The sequence below is a fragment of the Micromonospora sp. NPDC000121 genome, assembly GCF_042899165.1.
Classification (GTDB): domain Bacteria; phylum Actinomycetota; class Actinomycetes; order Mycobacteriales; family Micromonosporaceae; genus Micromonospora.
Genome location: NZ_JBIAZP010000004.1, coordinates 253,971 through 268,276, shown reverse-complemented (window position 1 = coordinate 268,276; position 14,306 = coordinate 253,971). Strand labels below are relative to the sequence as shown.

The 14,306-nt window shown below is 74.5% G+C and carries 17 protein-coding genes and 1 pseudogene; 3 read left to right on the top strand and 15 right to left on the bottom strand.

All coding sequences use genetic code 11. From position 1 onward, the window contains the following. Positions 1 to 40 precede the first annotated feature (40 nt). The 15 genes and pseudogenes from ACFY23_RS14740 to ACFY23_RS14670 all read right to left on the bottom strand — a co-directional run bounded on the left by ACFY23_RS14740 (position 41) and on the right by ACFY23_RS14670 (position 11,133). Positions 41 to 400: a gas vesicle protein gene (locus ACFY23_RS14740; RefSeq protein ID WP_350685730.1), complete on the bottom strand. Its 360-nt coding sequence runs from the start codon at positions 398 to 400 to the stop codon at positions 41 to 43. Then, positions 360 to 740 carry a gas vesicle protein GvpG gene (locus ACFY23_RS14735; protein ID WP_350685729.1) on the bottom strand — a complete coding sequence of 127 codons (381 nt, stop codon included), beginning with the start codon at positions 738 to 740 and terminating at the stop codon, positions 360 to 362. The genes ACFY23_RS14740 and ACFY23_RS14735 overlap by 41 nt, the downstream gene beginning before the upstream one ends. Before the next feature lie 3 nt (positions 741 to 743). Beyond that, positions 744 to 1,499, bottom strand: a complete 756-nt coding sequence (locus tag ACFY23_RS14730; protein WP_350685727.1) for a GvpL/GvpF family gas vesicle protein — start codon at positions 1,497 to 1,499, stop codon at positions 744 to 746. Between the two features lie 208 nt (positions 1,500 to 1,707). Continuing rightward, positions 1,708 to 1,917, bottom strand: a pseudogene (gene gvpJ / locus ACFY23_RS14725) (gas vesicle protein GvpJ); the annotation flags it as partial. A 2-nt stretch (positions 1,918 to 1,919) separates the two neighbouring features. Next, positions 1,920 to 3,173 carry an SRPBCC family protein gene (locus ACFY23_RS14720; protein ID WP_350685725.1) on the bottom strand — a complete coding sequence of 418 codons (1,254 nt, stop codon included), beginning with the start codon at positions 3,171 to 3,173 and terminating at the stop codon, positions 1,920 to 1,922. A gap of 2 nt (positions 3,174 to 3,175) precedes the next feature. Beyond that, positions 3,176 to 3,574, bottom strand: coding sequence for a hypothetical protein (locus ACFY23_RS14715; protein WP_350685724.1), 399 nt, complete (start codon positions 3,572 to 3,574; stop codon positions 3,176 to 3,178). Between the two features lie 271 nt (positions 3,575 to 3,845). Then, on the bottom strand, positions 3,846 to 4,355 hold the full coding sequence (locus tag ACFY23_RS14710) for a GNAT family N-acetyltransferase (RefSeq protein WP_350685723.1): 510 nt from the start codon (positions 4,353 to 4,355) through the stop codon (positions 3,846 to 3,848). Between the two features lie 159 nt (positions 4,356 to 4,514). Beyond that, positions 4,515 to 5,414, bottom strand: coding sequence for a hypothetical protein (locus ACFY23_RS14705; protein WP_350685722.1), 900 nt, complete (start codon positions 5,412 to 5,414; stop codon positions 4,515 to 4,517). Beyond that, complete coding sequence (locus ACFY23_RS14700; RefSeq protein ID WP_350685720.1) at positions 5,383 to 6,045, bottom strand: DUF3618 domain-containing protein; 663 nt, start codon at positions 6,043 to 6,045, stop codon at positions 5,383 to 5,385. The genes ACFY23_RS14705 and ACFY23_RS14700 overlap by 32 nt, the downstream gene beginning before the upstream one ends. A 22-nt stretch (positions 6,046 to 6,067) precedes the next feature. After that, on the bottom strand, positions 6,068 to 6,463 hold the full coding sequence (locus ACFY23_RS14695; RefSeq protein WP_350685718.1) for a phage holin family protein: 396 nt from the start codon (positions 6,461 to 6,463) through the stop codon (positions 6,068 to 6,070). Then, a complete protein-coding gene (locus tag ACFY23_RS14690) occupies positions 6,460 to 7,182 on the bottom strand; it encodes a hypothetical protein (protein ID WP_350685717.1) in 723 nt (240 codons plus the stop codon). The genes ACFY23_RS14695 and ACFY23_RS14690 overlap by 4 nt, the downstream gene beginning before the upstream one ends. Before the next feature lie 193 nt (positions 7,183 to 7,375). Beyond that, a complete protein-coding gene (locus ACFY23_RS14685; RefSeq protein ID WP_350685715.1) occupies positions 7,376 to 7,846 on the bottom strand; it encodes a DUF3263 domain-containing protein in 471 nt (156 codons plus the stop codon). A gap of 297 nt (positions 7,847 to 8,143) precedes the next feature. After that, positions 8,144 to 9,160 (bottom strand): ABC transporter permease subunit, encoded by a 1,017-nt coding sequence (locus ACFY23_RS14680; RefSeq protein WP_350686410.1) that lies wholly within the window; start codon positions 9,158 to 9,160, stop codon positions 8,144 to 8,146. Continuing rightward, positions 9,157 to 10,167: an ATP-binding cassette domain-containing protein gene (locus tag ACFY23_RS14675; protein ID WP_350686411.1), complete on the bottom strand. Its 1,011-nt coding sequence runs from the start codon at positions 10,165 to 10,167 to the stop codon at positions 9,157 to 9,159. Before ACFY23_RS14675 ends, ACFY23_RS14680 begins: the two co-directional genes overlap by 4 nt. A 180-nt stretch (positions 10,168 to 10,347) precedes the next feature. Then, positions 10,348 to 11,133 carry a DeoR/GlpR family DNA-binding transcription regulator gene (locus tag ACFY23_RS14670; protein WP_350686413.1) on the bottom strand — a complete coding sequence of 262 codons (786 nt, stop codon included), beginning with the start codon at positions 11,131 to 11,133 and terminating at the stop codon, positions 10,348 to 10,350. 195 nt (positions 11,134 to 11,328) lie between these two features. On the opposite strand from ACFY23_RS14670, the gene ACFY23_RS14665 reads away from it, so the two are divergent. From ACFY23_RS14665 to nagA, 3 genes are read left to right on the top strand one after another with little or no spacing between them, the layout of a single operon-like run. After that, positions 11,329 to 12,258, top strand: a complete 930-nt coding sequence (locus ACFY23_RS14665) for a sugar isomerase (RefSeq protein WP_350686415.1) — start codon at positions 11,329 to 11,331, stop codon at positions 12,256 to 12,258. Continuing rightward, on the top strand, positions 12,255 to 13,175 hold the full coding sequence (locus ACFY23_RS14660) for an ROK family protein (RefSeq protein ID WP_350686416.1): 921 nt from the start codon (positions 12,255 to 12,257) through the stop codon (positions 13,173 to 13,175). The genes ACFY23_RS14665 and ACFY23_RS14660 overlap by 4 nt, the downstream gene beginning before the upstream one ends. After that, on the top strand, positions 13,175 to 14,284 hold the full coding sequence (nagA, locus tag ACFY23_RS14655) for an N-acetylglucosamine-6-phosphate deacetylase (RefSeq protein ID WP_350686417.1): 1,110 nt from the start codon (positions 13,175 to 13,177) through the stop codon (positions 14,282 to 14,284). Before ACFY23_RS14660 ends, nagA begins: the two co-directional genes overlap by 1 nt. Positions 14,285 to 14,306 lie beyond the last annotated feature (22 nt).

The window sequence follows — 14,306 nt, the reverse complement described above, 5'->3', positions numbered from 1 at the left end:
GCCCGAGTTCTGCACCACCGATGGCGGTTGCACGGTCATCTCAACCCACCTCGCCCTTCCCGCGCTGGTAGCGCCGGACCCGCCGGTAGCCCAGCAGGCCGCCCTCCAGGTCCAGCTCGACCTCGTAGAGGCCGAGCAGGTCGGTGGAGGCGGGGATCCGACGATCCTCGATCACCTCCACCCCGACCAGCCAGCCGTCCCGCACCGACTTCAGCGAGGTGGTCCCCACCGGGTCCCGGCCGGTCAGCTCGACGATCTGCCGCATCCCCTCGCGGGCGGCCTCGGCGGCCGAGATCGGTTCGACGTACTCCTCGTCGTACTCCTCCTCGTCGTCGTACCGGTCGTCGTCCGGCTCGTTCCTACGCGCCCGACCGCCGTCGCCGCGGATCCGGTCCGCCATGCCGCTCACCTCCCTCGCCGCCGTCGCGCGGCACCCGCCGCGCCCGTTCCGTGCCGGTCTCCCGGCGGGGCCGCCGACGCCCGGCCGGGGCGGCCCGGGGCGGAGCGGGCCGGCGGGCACCGCCGGTCAGCCGCTCCAGCACCTGCTGCTGCCCCCGGTCCCGCTCCGCGGCGGTGATCTCCCCGGCGGCCTCCGCGGCGTCCAGCGCCTCCAGCTCCCGCCGGACGTCGACCGGGTTGCGCTGCCGCGACTCCGCCTCCCGGGCGATCACCTTGACCACGGCGGTCAGCCCCCGCACGGGCGCGTACGGCAGGGTCAGCAGCGTCCAGAGGATGTCCACCGGTCACTCCACCAACTGGTGGGCGCTGACGAAGTCGTACGGCGCGAGCGGGCCGAGCAGGCGCGTGTGGAGCAGCTCCCGGCGCTGCTCGGCGTACTCCTCGACGGCCGCGACGAACTCGTCCTCCCGGTCCCGCTCGACCAGGAAGGCGGCGTTCGCCGCGTCCAACTCGTTGCTCGGCGGTCGCGGCGCGCTCGCCACGACGAGCGAGCGGAGAGTGTCGACGAGCTGCCGGTTCTCCGCCTCGCGGCGCAGCTCCACCGCCTGGCTGATGATCTCGCCGAGCCGGATGCGCTGTGGCCGGGTGGCCGCCTCCGGCTGCCCGCGCACCTGGTCGGCCAGCTCGGCCGCGGCCGGGTCGTCCGCCAGGATCTCCGCGATCAGCTCCGGCTCGTGGTAGCGGCCGTGCACGACGTACTGGATCCGCCCCTCGAACTCGTCGAGGGCCGCGGCGAACCGGTCGTGGTGCGCCTCCAGCAGGTCGGCCACCGCGTCGGGGCCGGTGACGACCGTGCCGAAACGCACGGGCAGTACCGGGGCCACCTCCGCCGTGCCGTCCACGAGTTCCTGGTACGCGGTCAGGTCCGCCGGCCGGCCGATCGGTTCGGTCAGGCTCACCTCGCTGACCAGCGCGGCCAACTCGCCGTGCCGGATCGCCGCCACCTCCCCGGGCGGGTCGCCGACCCCGGCGGCGTCCGGGGTCGGCTCCACGTCGGAGGGCACGATGCCGTAGATGAACAGTCCGGTCTCCTCGGCCACCTCAGCGCTCCTCGTCCCGGCGCCGCCGGGGGCGCTCCCGCTCCCGACCGGTCTCCCGATCGCCGAGCGAGTCGGCGACCGCCCCGCTGATCTCCCGGGCCGCCTTGCCGAGGCCCGACATGGCCTTGCCCTTGCCGACCGCCCCGGAAGCGCCCTCCACCAGGTCGGGCAGCCCCTTCTGGCCCTTCGGCGTGATGTCGAACCGGTCGACCGCCTCGGCGAAGCGCAGGTACGTCTCCACGCTGGCGATGACGATCCGAGCGTTGATCTCCAGCAACTGGATGCCGACCACGGCGACCGACACCTGCGCGTCGATCACCACGCCCTTGTCCAGCACCGTCTCGACGACGTCGGCCAGGTTGGACCCCGCTCCGCCGCGCTCCAGCGCGCCGCCGGCCTGGCCCTCACTCGTTGCGATGGTCACTCCCGCTCCTCCCGTCGACGGCGGACCACGGGTCGGCGGGGCGCCTCCGGGGCGCGTCGCGGCCGGGGCTCCTCGCGGGGCCGGGACTCCTCACGCGGCTGCGGGCGGCGAGCCCGCTCCGGGGCGCGGCGACGCGGCGGCGGCTGCTCCTCCTCCGGCTCCTCCTCGTACTCGTCGTAGTCGCCCTCGTCGTACTCGTCCTCGTACTCCTCCTCGGCCGGACGGCGCCGCTGCGGCGGCCGACGGCGGCCACGCTCGGCGGGCCGGCGCTCCGCGCGCGGCTCCTCCTCGGCCTCCTCGGCCTCCTCCTCCGGCTCCGGTTCGGGCTCGCGCTCCGGTCGCCGTCGCGCACGCTCCTCCCGCTCGGGGCGCTCCCGCTCGGGGCGCTCCCGCCGGTCGCGCTCCTGCTGTTCCTCGCGCAGGGCGGTCTCGTGGTCCCTGACCACCTGCCCGTCCTCGATCTCGCCCCGCCAGCCCTGCACGGACTCCGGGTCGAGGACGGTCTGGGTCATCACGTGCCGGACGAAGTGCTTCAGCTCCAGCCGGACGCGGCGGCCCTGGGCGCGCCACAGGTTGCCGGTGTGCTCGAAGAGCCCCTGCGGGTGGTACTCCAGCACCACCAGGATCCGGGTCAGGTCGGGCGTCAGCTCGTGGAAGCTGACCGTGCCGTCGACCGAGCCCTTCTCGCCCTTCGAGCGCCAGTGGATGAGCTTGTCGGGGATCTGCCGGACGATGGTCGACTCCCAGGTGCGGTGCGACCAGAAGACCTGCGCCTTCCAGGTCAGCTTCTCGTCCGCCTCGGTGTCGACGTTCTCGACCTTCTTCATGAAGCTCGGGAAGTCGCCGAACTGGGTCCACTGGTCGTACGCGACCCGGACGGGCACGCCGACCTCGATCGCCTCCACGATGTTGGTGACCTTGAGCTTCTTCCCGCCGCCCTTGCCGCCCTTGCCGCTCCTGCCGAGCGCGGACATCACCTTCTCCTTACCGCCGGCCAGCCCGGCATGGACCAGCGCCTTCACCGGCGAGCCGCCCTCGGCGAGCTTCTTCGCCCCCGTCGCGGCGGCGATCAGCCCAGGACCGCCGCCCTGCTTCGCGTAGTCGCTGAGGCGTCCGGTCGCGCCGGTGATCCGCTCCGTCACCACCTGCACGGCGCGTTCGCCGATGGCGCTCGCCAGGTTCCGCGCCTCGCCGGCGAGCTGGCCCCGGACCTTGTCGCCGAGGCCGCCGGGGTTCGTCGTGTCCGCCATGGTCACCGCCCCCGCTGGTCGGCGTCGGTGTCGGCGTCGGCGTCCCGGTCCGGCCGGTCGTCGTCCGACCCGCCGCCGGGCGCGGCGGCGCCGCCCTTGCGGCGCAGCGCGTCGGCCGAGCCGCGCAGCTTGCCGCTGATCGCATCGATGCCGCTGCCGGCGGCGGCGGTCGCAGCCGCCTTGGAGGCGGCGGCGAGCGGTCCGCCGAGCCGACCGAGGTTGGCCAACTGGGGGGACGACTGAAGCAGGTTGCCGCCCGCCTTCAACAGCCCGCCCGGCTCCCGGCTGGCGCGGCCGGCCGCGACCGCGGCGGCCAGAACGAGGGCGGTACGCAGCTTGCGCCGGCGGCCGAGCAGGTAGCCGAAGCCCACCGCGAGCCCGATTCGTGCTCCGCTGTTCATCAGTTCTCCTTCGCTCCCCGGAGCGGGAGACACCTGACGGCAGCGGTCGAAAATGGCCACCGGGGATCAGCACGTGCCGGACCGCAATCAGGTGTCCCGTTCAATCGGACCCGGCGGGCAGTACCCGGTGGCCTATCGGCGAAACATTTTCCGCCTTTTTCCGGAAGCATTTACGGAGCCCTGGCGCGGGCCTCACCAATCGCGCAAAACGGGCAGTCAGGCCGCTAGGAGCAGCGAGAACCCCAGAACGGAAAGAATTAACGAATGGCCGTCACAATGCGGGCGGCGTCGAATCGAGGCATATCTCGGCGTGCACCCGACCGTCACTCTCGCGCAATTTCGCCCCGCACTTTGCGAGCACCGACAACGCCCCGTGATTGTCGACGGTGGTCTCCGCTACCACGAGCCGCATTCCGGCGGCCGCCGCCTCGTTCAACAACTCGCGCAGGGCGGCCGGGCCGACGCCCTGGCCCCGCGCGGACCGGCCGAGCCACATCCCGGTCTCGACGGTGCCCGGTTCGTCGCGGCGGCTCATCCGGATCATGCCGACCACCTCGCCGCCGGCGAGGATCGCGTACATCTGGGTGCCGGTGGGTCCGCCCAGGCCGGCGAAGCTCGCCCGGTGGAACTCGCGGAACGCCTCCCGGCGGGCGTGCGACCAGCCCGCCGGAGCCTCCACCGGCGGCATCACGTCGCCGGGCTCCGCCTCGGCAGCCGCTACGGAGAGCAACGGCTCCAGGTTCCGCTCGTCCACCGGCTCCAACCGGACCGTTCCCGCCACGTGCCGCAGTCTGCCGCCCCCACCGGCCCAAGTCCACCCCATCCGGCACCGACTGCCGGTCCGGCGGAAGGTACCGGCCGGTCGGACCGCACCGTGTTCCGCCTCACGCTCCGCTGTCGGCGGGCACCCGACGGCGCCCCGGCACCCCGCCATCGGGGGTCACGGGGCGTCGACGTCGAACTCGCAGAGCACCACGGAGGCGTCGTCGGCGGGCTTGTGCCGGCGAAGCCGGTCCGGATGGTCACGCTCCGCGGCGCGTACCCGGTCCACCAGCGCGCCCGGGCCGTCGGCGGTCACCACGTCCAGCAGCCCCGCCCAGTCGAGGAGACCGAACTGCTCCACCACGGCCGACGCGCCGTCGCTGAGCAGCGCCGCCCGGCGGACGGCACCGGGACCGCGCAGCGACAGCGTCCCGGTCACCGCGTGGAACGCCGCGTCCGGGTCGGCGGCCGCCACCCAGTAGCCGTGGGTCCGGTTCATCCGCTCCCGCTGCACCGCGACCGCCTGCCGGAACCGCGTGGCCCGGTCGGCCGGGCCGGCCGGCACCGCCGCAACTGTGGCCCGCACCTCCGCCATCGCGGCGTCCAGCCGGTCGTCGGTGACCACGCTCACCCGCCCGCCGGCGTCCAGCACCAGCGGGCTGTCGCAGAGCACCAGGTAGTCGAGGTGGTCGCCGCCGTCGCGCAGCAGGCAGACCGTGCTCGACGGGGTGCCCGGATGATCCAGGTCGCACTCGTCGCCGTGGTCGGACCGGACGGCCAGGATCGCCGCCGCCAGGTTGCTCATCAGCGTGGCCGTCGGGCGGATCGCCTCGGCCAGCCCGAGCCGGGCCGCGAGGTGCCGGACGTACCAGGACGGCCCGTGCACGCAGCCGGTGTCGAAGCCCTCCGGCACGGTGGCGCCGTCCAGCACGCCGACCAGCGGCCCGAACCGGAAGACCAGGTCCTCGTTGACCGGCCGGCCGGGTGGCGGCGCGGACGCGGAGCGTACCCGCATCGTCCGCGCCGCCCCGACCACCCGGGTCGCCTCAGCGGCGACGGACGTCGTCGGCGGCCTCATGTGCCTGCCCCTGCACCTGGTGGGCGGCCGACCGGCCCTGCTCCCGTACGGCCGACGCGCCCCCGGCTGCCGTGGAGCCCACCGACTGCGCCGCCTGCCGCACCGGCTCGCGCAGGTTGTCGCGCAGGTTGTCGCGCATCTGGTGGCCGACCTGGCTCGCCTGCTCGCGCAACTGCCCGGAGTGCTCGGTCACCTTGCCCCTGGCCTGCCCGGCCAACTGCCGTTCAGGCCGGCTGGGCGGGATCAGCGACGAGACCAGCAGCCCGGCGCCGAAGGCGATCAGGCCGGCGGCGAGGGGGTTGCCCTGCGCCTGCTGGCGGGACTGCTGCCCCAGCGAGCGGGCCTCGTCCCGCACCGACATGGCCGCTTGCGACATCTGCTCGCGGGACTGCTCCCCGAACGCCCGCGCCGACCCGGTCGCGTGCGCCATGCGCTGACCGGCGCCGTGCCCGTCCGACTGCACACCCATCACCTTCTCCCTGGCCCGGGTGAGCACGCCACGGGCCTGCCCGACGCGCTCACCGGCGATCCGTCGCGGGTCGACCTTCGCGGCCAGCGCGTCGACGTCGCTACTCAGTTCGTTACGGGTGTTCTCGATCTCCCACCGGATCCGGTCCGGATCGTTGGACATGATCTGCTCCCTCCCGGCTGGTTCACCGGCCTCGCATCGCGTTCGGCATCTCCCGTGCGGTCTGTTTCGTCCGGGGCAGCACCGAGCGGAGCTGCGCCATCTTCGTCCGCGCGTTGGCGAGGAGGCCACCGGCGACCGCGGCCCAGATGACGGCCACGACCAGCGCGGCCCAACCCTGGTCCATCACGTTCGACAGCCCCCACCACAGCGCGTACGACACGAACAGCACCGTCAGGAAGCCGGCCAGTGCGGCGCCGCCGAACATCCCGCCGGCCTTGCCCGCCTGGGTCGCCTCCTCGCGCAACTCGGCCTTGGCCAGTTCGATCTCCTTGCGGACCAGCGTGGAGACGTCGCGGGTCACGTCGCCGAGCAGGTCGCCGACCGACGCCTGGGTCCGCTCCTTCTCCGGGGCGCTCACGGCGCCACCCCGCCCGGAATGTCCGGCCCCTGCCGGCCGGGCGGCGAGGCGTTGCGCACCCGGGCCATCCCGGTGTACGCCTCCTCGCGCGGGTACGCCTCGGTACGCGGATACGCCTCCTCTGCCATGTACGGCGCCTCGACCGTCCGCTCGTACGGCTGCGGCCCGGGCTCGGCGGCCGGCGGCGGCATCGACGGCTGGCCGGCGCCCCGCGCCCCGTCTCCGGAGGCGGTGAGGTTCCGGGTGAGCCGCCCGACGAGCATCCCGGCCACGGCCGCGCCGGCCAGGAAGGTCCCCGGGTGCCGGCGCGCGTACGACCGCACCTCGTCGACCACCGCCCCGGGCTCGCGTTCGTCGAGCCAGCCGGCCGCCTGCTGGGCGGCGTCCGCCGCGCGGCGGACCATCTGGGCGGCCATCCCGGAGTCCTCGCTCCGCTCCGCCATCGAGCCGAGTTCGCGCCCGATCCCGCGCAGCCCGTCGGCGGCCCGCCGCTGCTGCGCCTGGGCCTGGTCGCGCAACTGCGTACCGGCCTCACCGGTCAGGTTCCGCGCCTGCCGCCGAGCCTCGGAGGCGACCTGTCCGCCCTGTTGCGCGGCCGCGTGCGCGACCTGCCCGCCGGCCTGGGCCGCGTGGTGCCCGACCCGGGATGCCTGCTGCCGGGCCTGCTGCCCGGTGCCGGTCGCACCGTCCGGTGGCCGGCTCGGGTTGATTCCCGTCATCGCCCGCTCCCTCCGTCGGCCCCGGGCCGCAGGGTCACGGCCCGGAACGTGAACCAGCCGCGGGACACGGCCGGGTTCGTCAGCCGCCTACCCGCGCGGCTCGCCGACATTCCGCCCCGCCGGTCCGGGCAGGACGGGAAACCGGACCGGAACGACCGACCCGGACGGAACCGGCCGCGACGCGCGACAGCGGTCAGCGGCGGCGGTTGCGGGCCCGGGAGGAGCGCAGCCGACGCAGCCGGCCGACCAGCACGGGCTCGACGGCCAGCGCGGCCGGGTTGTCCAGCAGCGCGTTCAGCAACTGGTAGTAGCGGGTGGCGGAGAGGCCGAAGGTGTCCCGGATGGCCTGTTCCTTCGCGCCGGCGTGCCGCCACCACTGCTGCTCGAAGGCGAGGATGCCCCGCTCCCGCTCGGTGAGCCCGCCGGCCGTCCGGTCGTCCGCCGGGGCGTCGGTCTCGTCGGGCGGCGTCCCGGCCGCGCCCGCGCCCGGCTCGGCCGCCGTGCGGGGCTGCGGCACTGCGGGAACCCCTGGGTCGGAGCCCGCCCGGGGCTGGGGGACGACGGCGCCCGCGTCGCGCGCCTCGCCGGTCGCGCCCGCCCGGTCCGCCGTGGACGGCTCGGTGTCGGCCGGGGCGGCGTCGGCGGGCTGCATGGCGCTCCTCATGGGGGCAGGCCGGCGGCACACCACGACGCCGACCGGGGGGGGGACCCCAGCCTAACCAGGGCCGACCCGCTTCGCATCGGACGACAGTGCCGCAACGTGACCGGGCCGGTTCACCCCGTGTCCGCCGACCGCCGCACGTTCGGCGCGAGCGGCGGCGGTGTGCCGACCGTCACCAGGTCGATTCGGCGAGCCCGCGGGGCGGTGTGTCGGCGCGGCGGGTCGCCGGACAGCCGGCTGTCGCGGCCCGCGGGGCGGTGCGACCGGGGCCGGGGAGAGCCGCCGGTCGCACCGCCGGGGTCAGGAGATGTCCCGCCGGCGCATCGCCCAGAGCGCCGCGCCGAGGAACACCGTCAGCCCGACCGCCAGCAACGCCGAGGAGTGCTGCCAGGTGATGTCCAGGGTCTCCGGCTTGCACTCGCCGAAGTAGGTGGCCTGGCAGGCCTCCCAGTCCTCCAGCGTCACCTTCTTCTGCATCCACGCCAACGCGTACGTGGGCAGCAGCCACGCCTGCGCGAAGCGCACCCCGGCCATCTGCAGCAGGATGCCCAGGCCGAACTGGCCGACGACCATCAGGGCGATCGCCCCGCCGAGCGCCATCGCGGTGTGCCGCCCCAGCGAGGCGAGCGCGAAGCCGATCGTCGTGGTGACCAGAGCGAGCACCAGACCGCGCAGCCCGGTGAGGGCGAAGGACTCCCAGGCGCCGGAGGTCATCTTCTCCGTGCTGCCGCGGAAGACGGCGACCAGCCAGAAGCTGCCGAACCAGAGCGCCGTCGTCGGCACCGCCAGGGTGAGCAGCCCGGTGAGCAGCGCCGCCAGCTTGGTCAGCAGTACGGTCAGCCGCTTCGGCCGCCACAGCAGCAGGTTCATCATGCCGCCGGTGTTCCACTCCGCCCCGACGAAGGAGGCGCCGACCACGAACCCGACCAGCGCCAGGATCGCCGCGAGCGGCAGCAGCGTGGTGCCGAAGCTCTCCCGGAAGTCGAAGGTGGAGGGCAGGAACCACCGCGACTCGATCGCCTCGCGCGGCGGCGGCTGGATCATCGCGCAGTCATCGGGGTACCGGCCGGCCTCGCTGGTCCCGGCGGACTTCGCCCGCTCGCACTCGGCGCGGAACTGCTCGCTGTGGCGTACGTCCTGCTGCCACTGCTGCTCGGCGGCGCTCTCGGCCCTCGCCAGCGCGGCGGCGTCGATCTTCTCGTTCGTCAGGAAGACCCCGACCACCACGGCCGCGAGCACCAGCAGGCCCAGCAGGCTCATCCAGCGGGTGAAGCGCCGCTTGGCCAACCGGCGCAGCTCCGTACGGTAGAGGCTCACGCGCCCCACCCTCCTCCGGCGGTGCCGGGCTGCCCCGCCCCGCCGACCTTCGTGGACTGGTCGACCTGCCGATGCTGGCCGGGTACCGGCGCGGTGGCGGTCAGTTCGAGGAAGACGCTCTCCAGGTCGACGGCGACCGGGGCGAGCTCACTGACGTAGAGGCCCTGCTCGGCGAGGAGCCGGGTGACGGTGGCCGGCTTGTCGACGCCGGCGAGCATCAGGTGGTCGGGCTGGCCGTTCACCCGGATCCCCGCGCGGGTCAGCGCCTCGGCGGCGGCCGGCAGGTCGGTGACCGCCTCCAACCGCACCCGGACGGCGCCGGAGGAGTGCTGGGCGAGCACCTGCTCGACCGGGCCGAAGGCCACCCGCCGGCCCAGCGAGATGATGGTGACCGAGTCGCAGATCAGCTGGATCTCGCCGAGGATGTGGCTGGACAGCACCACGGTCATCCCCGACTCGGCGAGGCTGCGCATCAGGGTGCGCATCTCCCGGATGCCGCCCGGGTCCAGCCCGTTGGCCGGCTCGTCGAGGATCAGCAGCTTCGGGTTCTTCAGCAGGGCCGAGGCGACGGCGAGCCGCTGCTTCATGCCCAGCGAGTACGTCTTGACCCGCTCGCCGGCGCGGTCGCGCAACCCGACCAGCTCCAGCACCTCGTCGATCCGTTGCCGCGGCACGTCGCCCGCGCCGGCGAGCAGGGACAGGGTGTCCCGCGCCGAGAAGTGCGGGAAGAACTGCGGGCTCTCGACGATGGCGCCGACCTGGCCCGCGACGACGGGCAGGGCCTCGGGCACCTCGTGGCCGAGGATGGCCATCCGGCCGCCGTTGGGCCGGATCAGACCGAGCAGCGTACGCAGCGTGGTGGTCTTGCCCGACCCGTTGGGGCCGAGGAAGCCGTGCACCTGCCCCGCCTCGACCCGCATGTCGAAGCCGTCGAGCGCGTTGCGGGTGCCGCGTCGACGACTCTTGTACGTCTTGCGTAGACCTTCGATCTCCAGGACAGCTGACAAGCTGCACCTCCCCCGATGGGCGTATGACATGCGACACCATACGCGGTATGCAACGCGGCGCAATACCCGGTATGCACCGCCACGCCGATCGGATGAAAGGAAGGGCCCCTTCCTGCCCACCAGGCGTTAGGAAGGGCCCCTCACTGCACACCAGGCGTCAGGAAGGCCCTTCCTTTCACGTCAGGCGCAGACGACGGTGACGCCGGCGGCGCGGAACGCCTCGACCACGTCGGGATTGGCGCCCGAGTCGGTGACCAGCGTCTCCACCCGGTCCACCGGGCAGATCCGGGCGAAGGCGTGACCGCCCAGCTTGGACGAGTCCGCGATGATCACCACCCGCTTGGCCCGGGCCACCATCAGGTTGTTCATCGCCGCCTCGCCCTCATGGTGGGCGGCGGCGCCGAGCTGGGGGTCGATCGCGTCGACGCCGAGCAGGGCGACGTCCAGGGTGACCTCGCGCAGCAACGCCCCGCCCAGCGGGCCGACCAGCTCGAACGACTTGGGGCGGACCACGCCGCCGGCCACCACGACCTTCATCCGGGAGCGGACAAGCAGCTCGTTGGCGATGTTCAGCGCGTTGGTGACCACGGTGAGCTGGGCGCCCTCGGCGCTGGTGTTCAGGTCGGGCCGCACGGCGAGGGCCCGCGCGACCTCCGTGCTGGTGGTGCCGCCGTTGAGGCCCACCACGGTGCCCGGCGAGACCAGCGCGGCGGCGGCCGCGCCGATCCGCTGCTTCTCGGCCGAGTGCTTGGCGGTCTTGTAGCGCAGCGGCAGGTCGTACGAGACGCCGTTGGCGACCGCGCCGCCGCGGGTCCGCGTGATCATCTGCTGCTGGGCGAGCTGGTCGAAGTCGCGCCGGATGGTGGCCTGGGAGACGTCCAGCCGCTCGGCGGCCTCCTCGACGCTGACCCGGCCGCTGTCGGTCAGCATTTCGAGCAGGGCGTTCCATCTGGCGTACCGGTCCACCCCAGGCCCTCCAGTTACTGCGCGGTCGGTGATTGATTGCGTGCACAGTAGTGCGCGAAACTACGAGGGCGCAAAACCATGTCCTGCTCGATGACGGGGCTGGTTGCCACGGCCAACCGGGTTCGCGCAGAATAGCGCGCGAAAGACAGCTTTAACGAGCCGTATTGCGCACCGCTCCCCTGCGTAGGAGTTCTCATGTCGTACGTCGACGCGGAGATCGCGAGCCAGCCCGACTGCTGGCGGGAGGCGGCGCGGGTCGCCGCCACCGCGGCCGACCACCTCCCCCGCCCCGGCGAGCGGGTCGCCGTCGTGGGCTGCGGCACGTCGTGGTTCATGGCGATGGCGTACGCGGCCCGCCGCGAGCACGCCGGCCAGGGCGAGACCGACGCCTTCCAGGCCTCCGAGTTCCCCGCCGGGCGGCGCTACGACCGGCTCGTCGCGATCACCCGCTCCGGTACCACCACCGAGGTCGCCGAGCTGCTCGCCGCGCTGCGCGGGCGGGTGCCCACGACCGTCCTGGTCGGCGACCCCGCCTCCCCCGCCGCCTCGGTGGCCGACGCGGTGGTGCCGATGCCGTTCGCCGACGAGCGCTCGGTGGTGCAGACCCGCTTCGCGACCACCGCGCTGGCCCTGCTCCGCGCCCACCTCGGCGACAACATCACCGCGCTCTCCGCCGACGCGGAGGTGGCGGTGCGCGCCCCGCTGCCGATCGAGCCGGCCCGGATCGAGCAGGCCACCTTCCTCGGTCGGGGGTGGACGGTCGGGCTGGCCCAGGAGGCGGCGCTGAAGTGCCGCGAGGCGGCCACCTTCTGGGCCGAGGCGTACCCGGCGATGGACTACCGGCACGGCCCGATCTCGATCGCCGCCCCCGGCCGGCTGGTCTGGGCGTTCGGCGAGCTGCCCGACGGGCTGCCCGAGGACGTGGCGGCGACCGGCGCGGCGTTCGTGCACAGCCGCACCCACGGCTGCCGCACCGTGCTCGGCAGTTGGGCCGCCGGCCGTACGCCGCTCGACCCGATGGCCGACCTGATCCTGGCGCAGCGCTTCGCCGTCGCGCTCGCCACCAGCCGGGGCCTCGACCCCGACGCGCCCCGGCACCTGAGCCGGTCCGTGGTCCTCGCATGAGCCCAGCCGACGTCGTCGTCGCGCTGGACGTCGGCGGCACCGGGATGAAGTGCGCCCTGGTCCGGCCGGACGGCGCCGTGCTGCACTCCGAGCGGCACCCCACCGACGCCGGGCGCGGCCCGGACGCCGTGGTCGACACCGTCCTGGCGGTCGCCGAGGGGCTGGCCGGCAAGGCCCGCGCCGACGGGCTCACCCCGGTCGCGCTCGGCGTCGCCGTACCCGGCGTGATCGACGAGGCGCGCGGCGTCGCGGTCTGGTCCGCGAACGTGGGCTTCCGGGACGTACCGCTGCGGGACCTGGCACAGGCTCGGCTCGGACTGCCGACGGCGCTCGGCCACGACGTGCGCGCCGGCGGGCTGGCCGAGGCGCGGCTCGGCGCTGGCCGTGACTCCGCCCACGTCCTCTTCGTCGCCATCGGCACCGGGATCGCCGCCGCGCACGTGGTCCACGGCGCGGCCGTCACCGGCGCGCACGGCGCCGCCGGGGAGATCGGCCACGTCCAGGTACGCCCCGGCGGGCCGGCCTGTGGCTGCGGCCGTCCCGGCTGCCTGGAGGCGGTGGCGTCGGCGGCCGCGATCGGCCGGCGCTACACGGCCCTGGCCGGAGTCCCGGCGACCGCCGCCGACGTGGCCGGCCGGGCGGCGGCCGGCGAGCCGCTGGCGGCGGACGTCTGGCGGGAGGCGGTCGAGGCGCTCGCCGAGGGCCTCGCCACCGGCCAGGCCCTCTTCGACGTGGAGACCGTCGTGCTCGGCGGCGGCCTGGCGCAGGCCGGCGCGCTGCTGCTCGACCCGCTGCGGGCCGCGCTGCACGAGCGGATGACGTTCCACCGGGAGCCGCGCCTGGTCGCGGCGGCCCTCGGCGACGAGGCCGGCTGCCTCGGCGCCGCCCTGCTCGCCCTCGACAGTCTGGAGAAGTGATGGCCACCCGGGTGAACGGCAAGGTGGTGACCCCGACCGGCGTGATCCGGCAGGGCTGCGTGGAGCTGGACGGGGGCCGGATCACGGCAGTGGCCGAGTACCCGTCCGTGCGCGACGGGCACTGGATCGTGCCCGGCTTCGTCGACATGCACACGCACGGCGGCGGCGGGCACACCTTCACCACGGGCGACGCCGAGCAGGCCCGGCAGGCCGCCGGCTTCCACCTGCGGCACGGCACGACGACCCTGCTGGCCAGCCTGGTCAGCTCGCCGTTCGAGCTGATGCGCGCGGCCACCGGCGCCTTCGCGCCGCTGGTCGCCGAGGGGGTGCTGGCCGGCATCCACTTCGAGGGGCCGTACCTCTCCTCGGCCCGCTGCGGCGCGCAGAACCCCGAGTTCCTCCGCGACCCGTCCACGGACGAGCTGGCCGAGCTGATCGAGCTGGGCGACGGCGCCGTCCGGATGGTCACCCTCGCCCCCGAGCGGGACGGCGCGCTGGAGGCGGTCAAGCTGCTCGTCGCGAACGGGGTGGTCGCCGCGGTCGGCCACACCGACGCCACGTACGACGAGACCCGTGCCGCCGTCGCGGCGGGCGCGAGCGTCGGCACCCACCTGTTCAACGGGATGCGGCCGGTGCACCACCGCGAGCCCGGCCCGGTGGTGGCCCTGCTCGACGCCCCGAACGTGGTCTGCGAGCTGGTCGCCGACGGCGTACACCTGCACGACGGGATGCTGGCCTTCGCCACCTCGACGGCGGGCCCGGAGCGGGCGGCCCTGATCACCGACGCGATGGCCGCCGCCGGCATGCCCGACGGCGATTACGAGCTGGGCGGCCAGGCCGTCACGGTGGCGGGCGGGGTGGCCCGGCTGGCCCGCGACGGCGCGATCGCCGGCAGCACCCTGACCATGGACGAGGCGCTGCGGCACGCGGTGGCCGCCGGCATCCCGATCGCGGACGCCGTACGGATGGCGGCCACCACGCCGGCCCGCGCGATCGGCCTCGGCGACCGGCTGGGCGCGCTCCAGGTCGGGCTCCGGGCCGACCTGGTGGTGCTCGACGACGACCTGAACGTGGTCCGGGTGATGCGCGGCGGCTCCTGGGTGGAGTGACCGCCCGCCGCCCCGGCTGCCC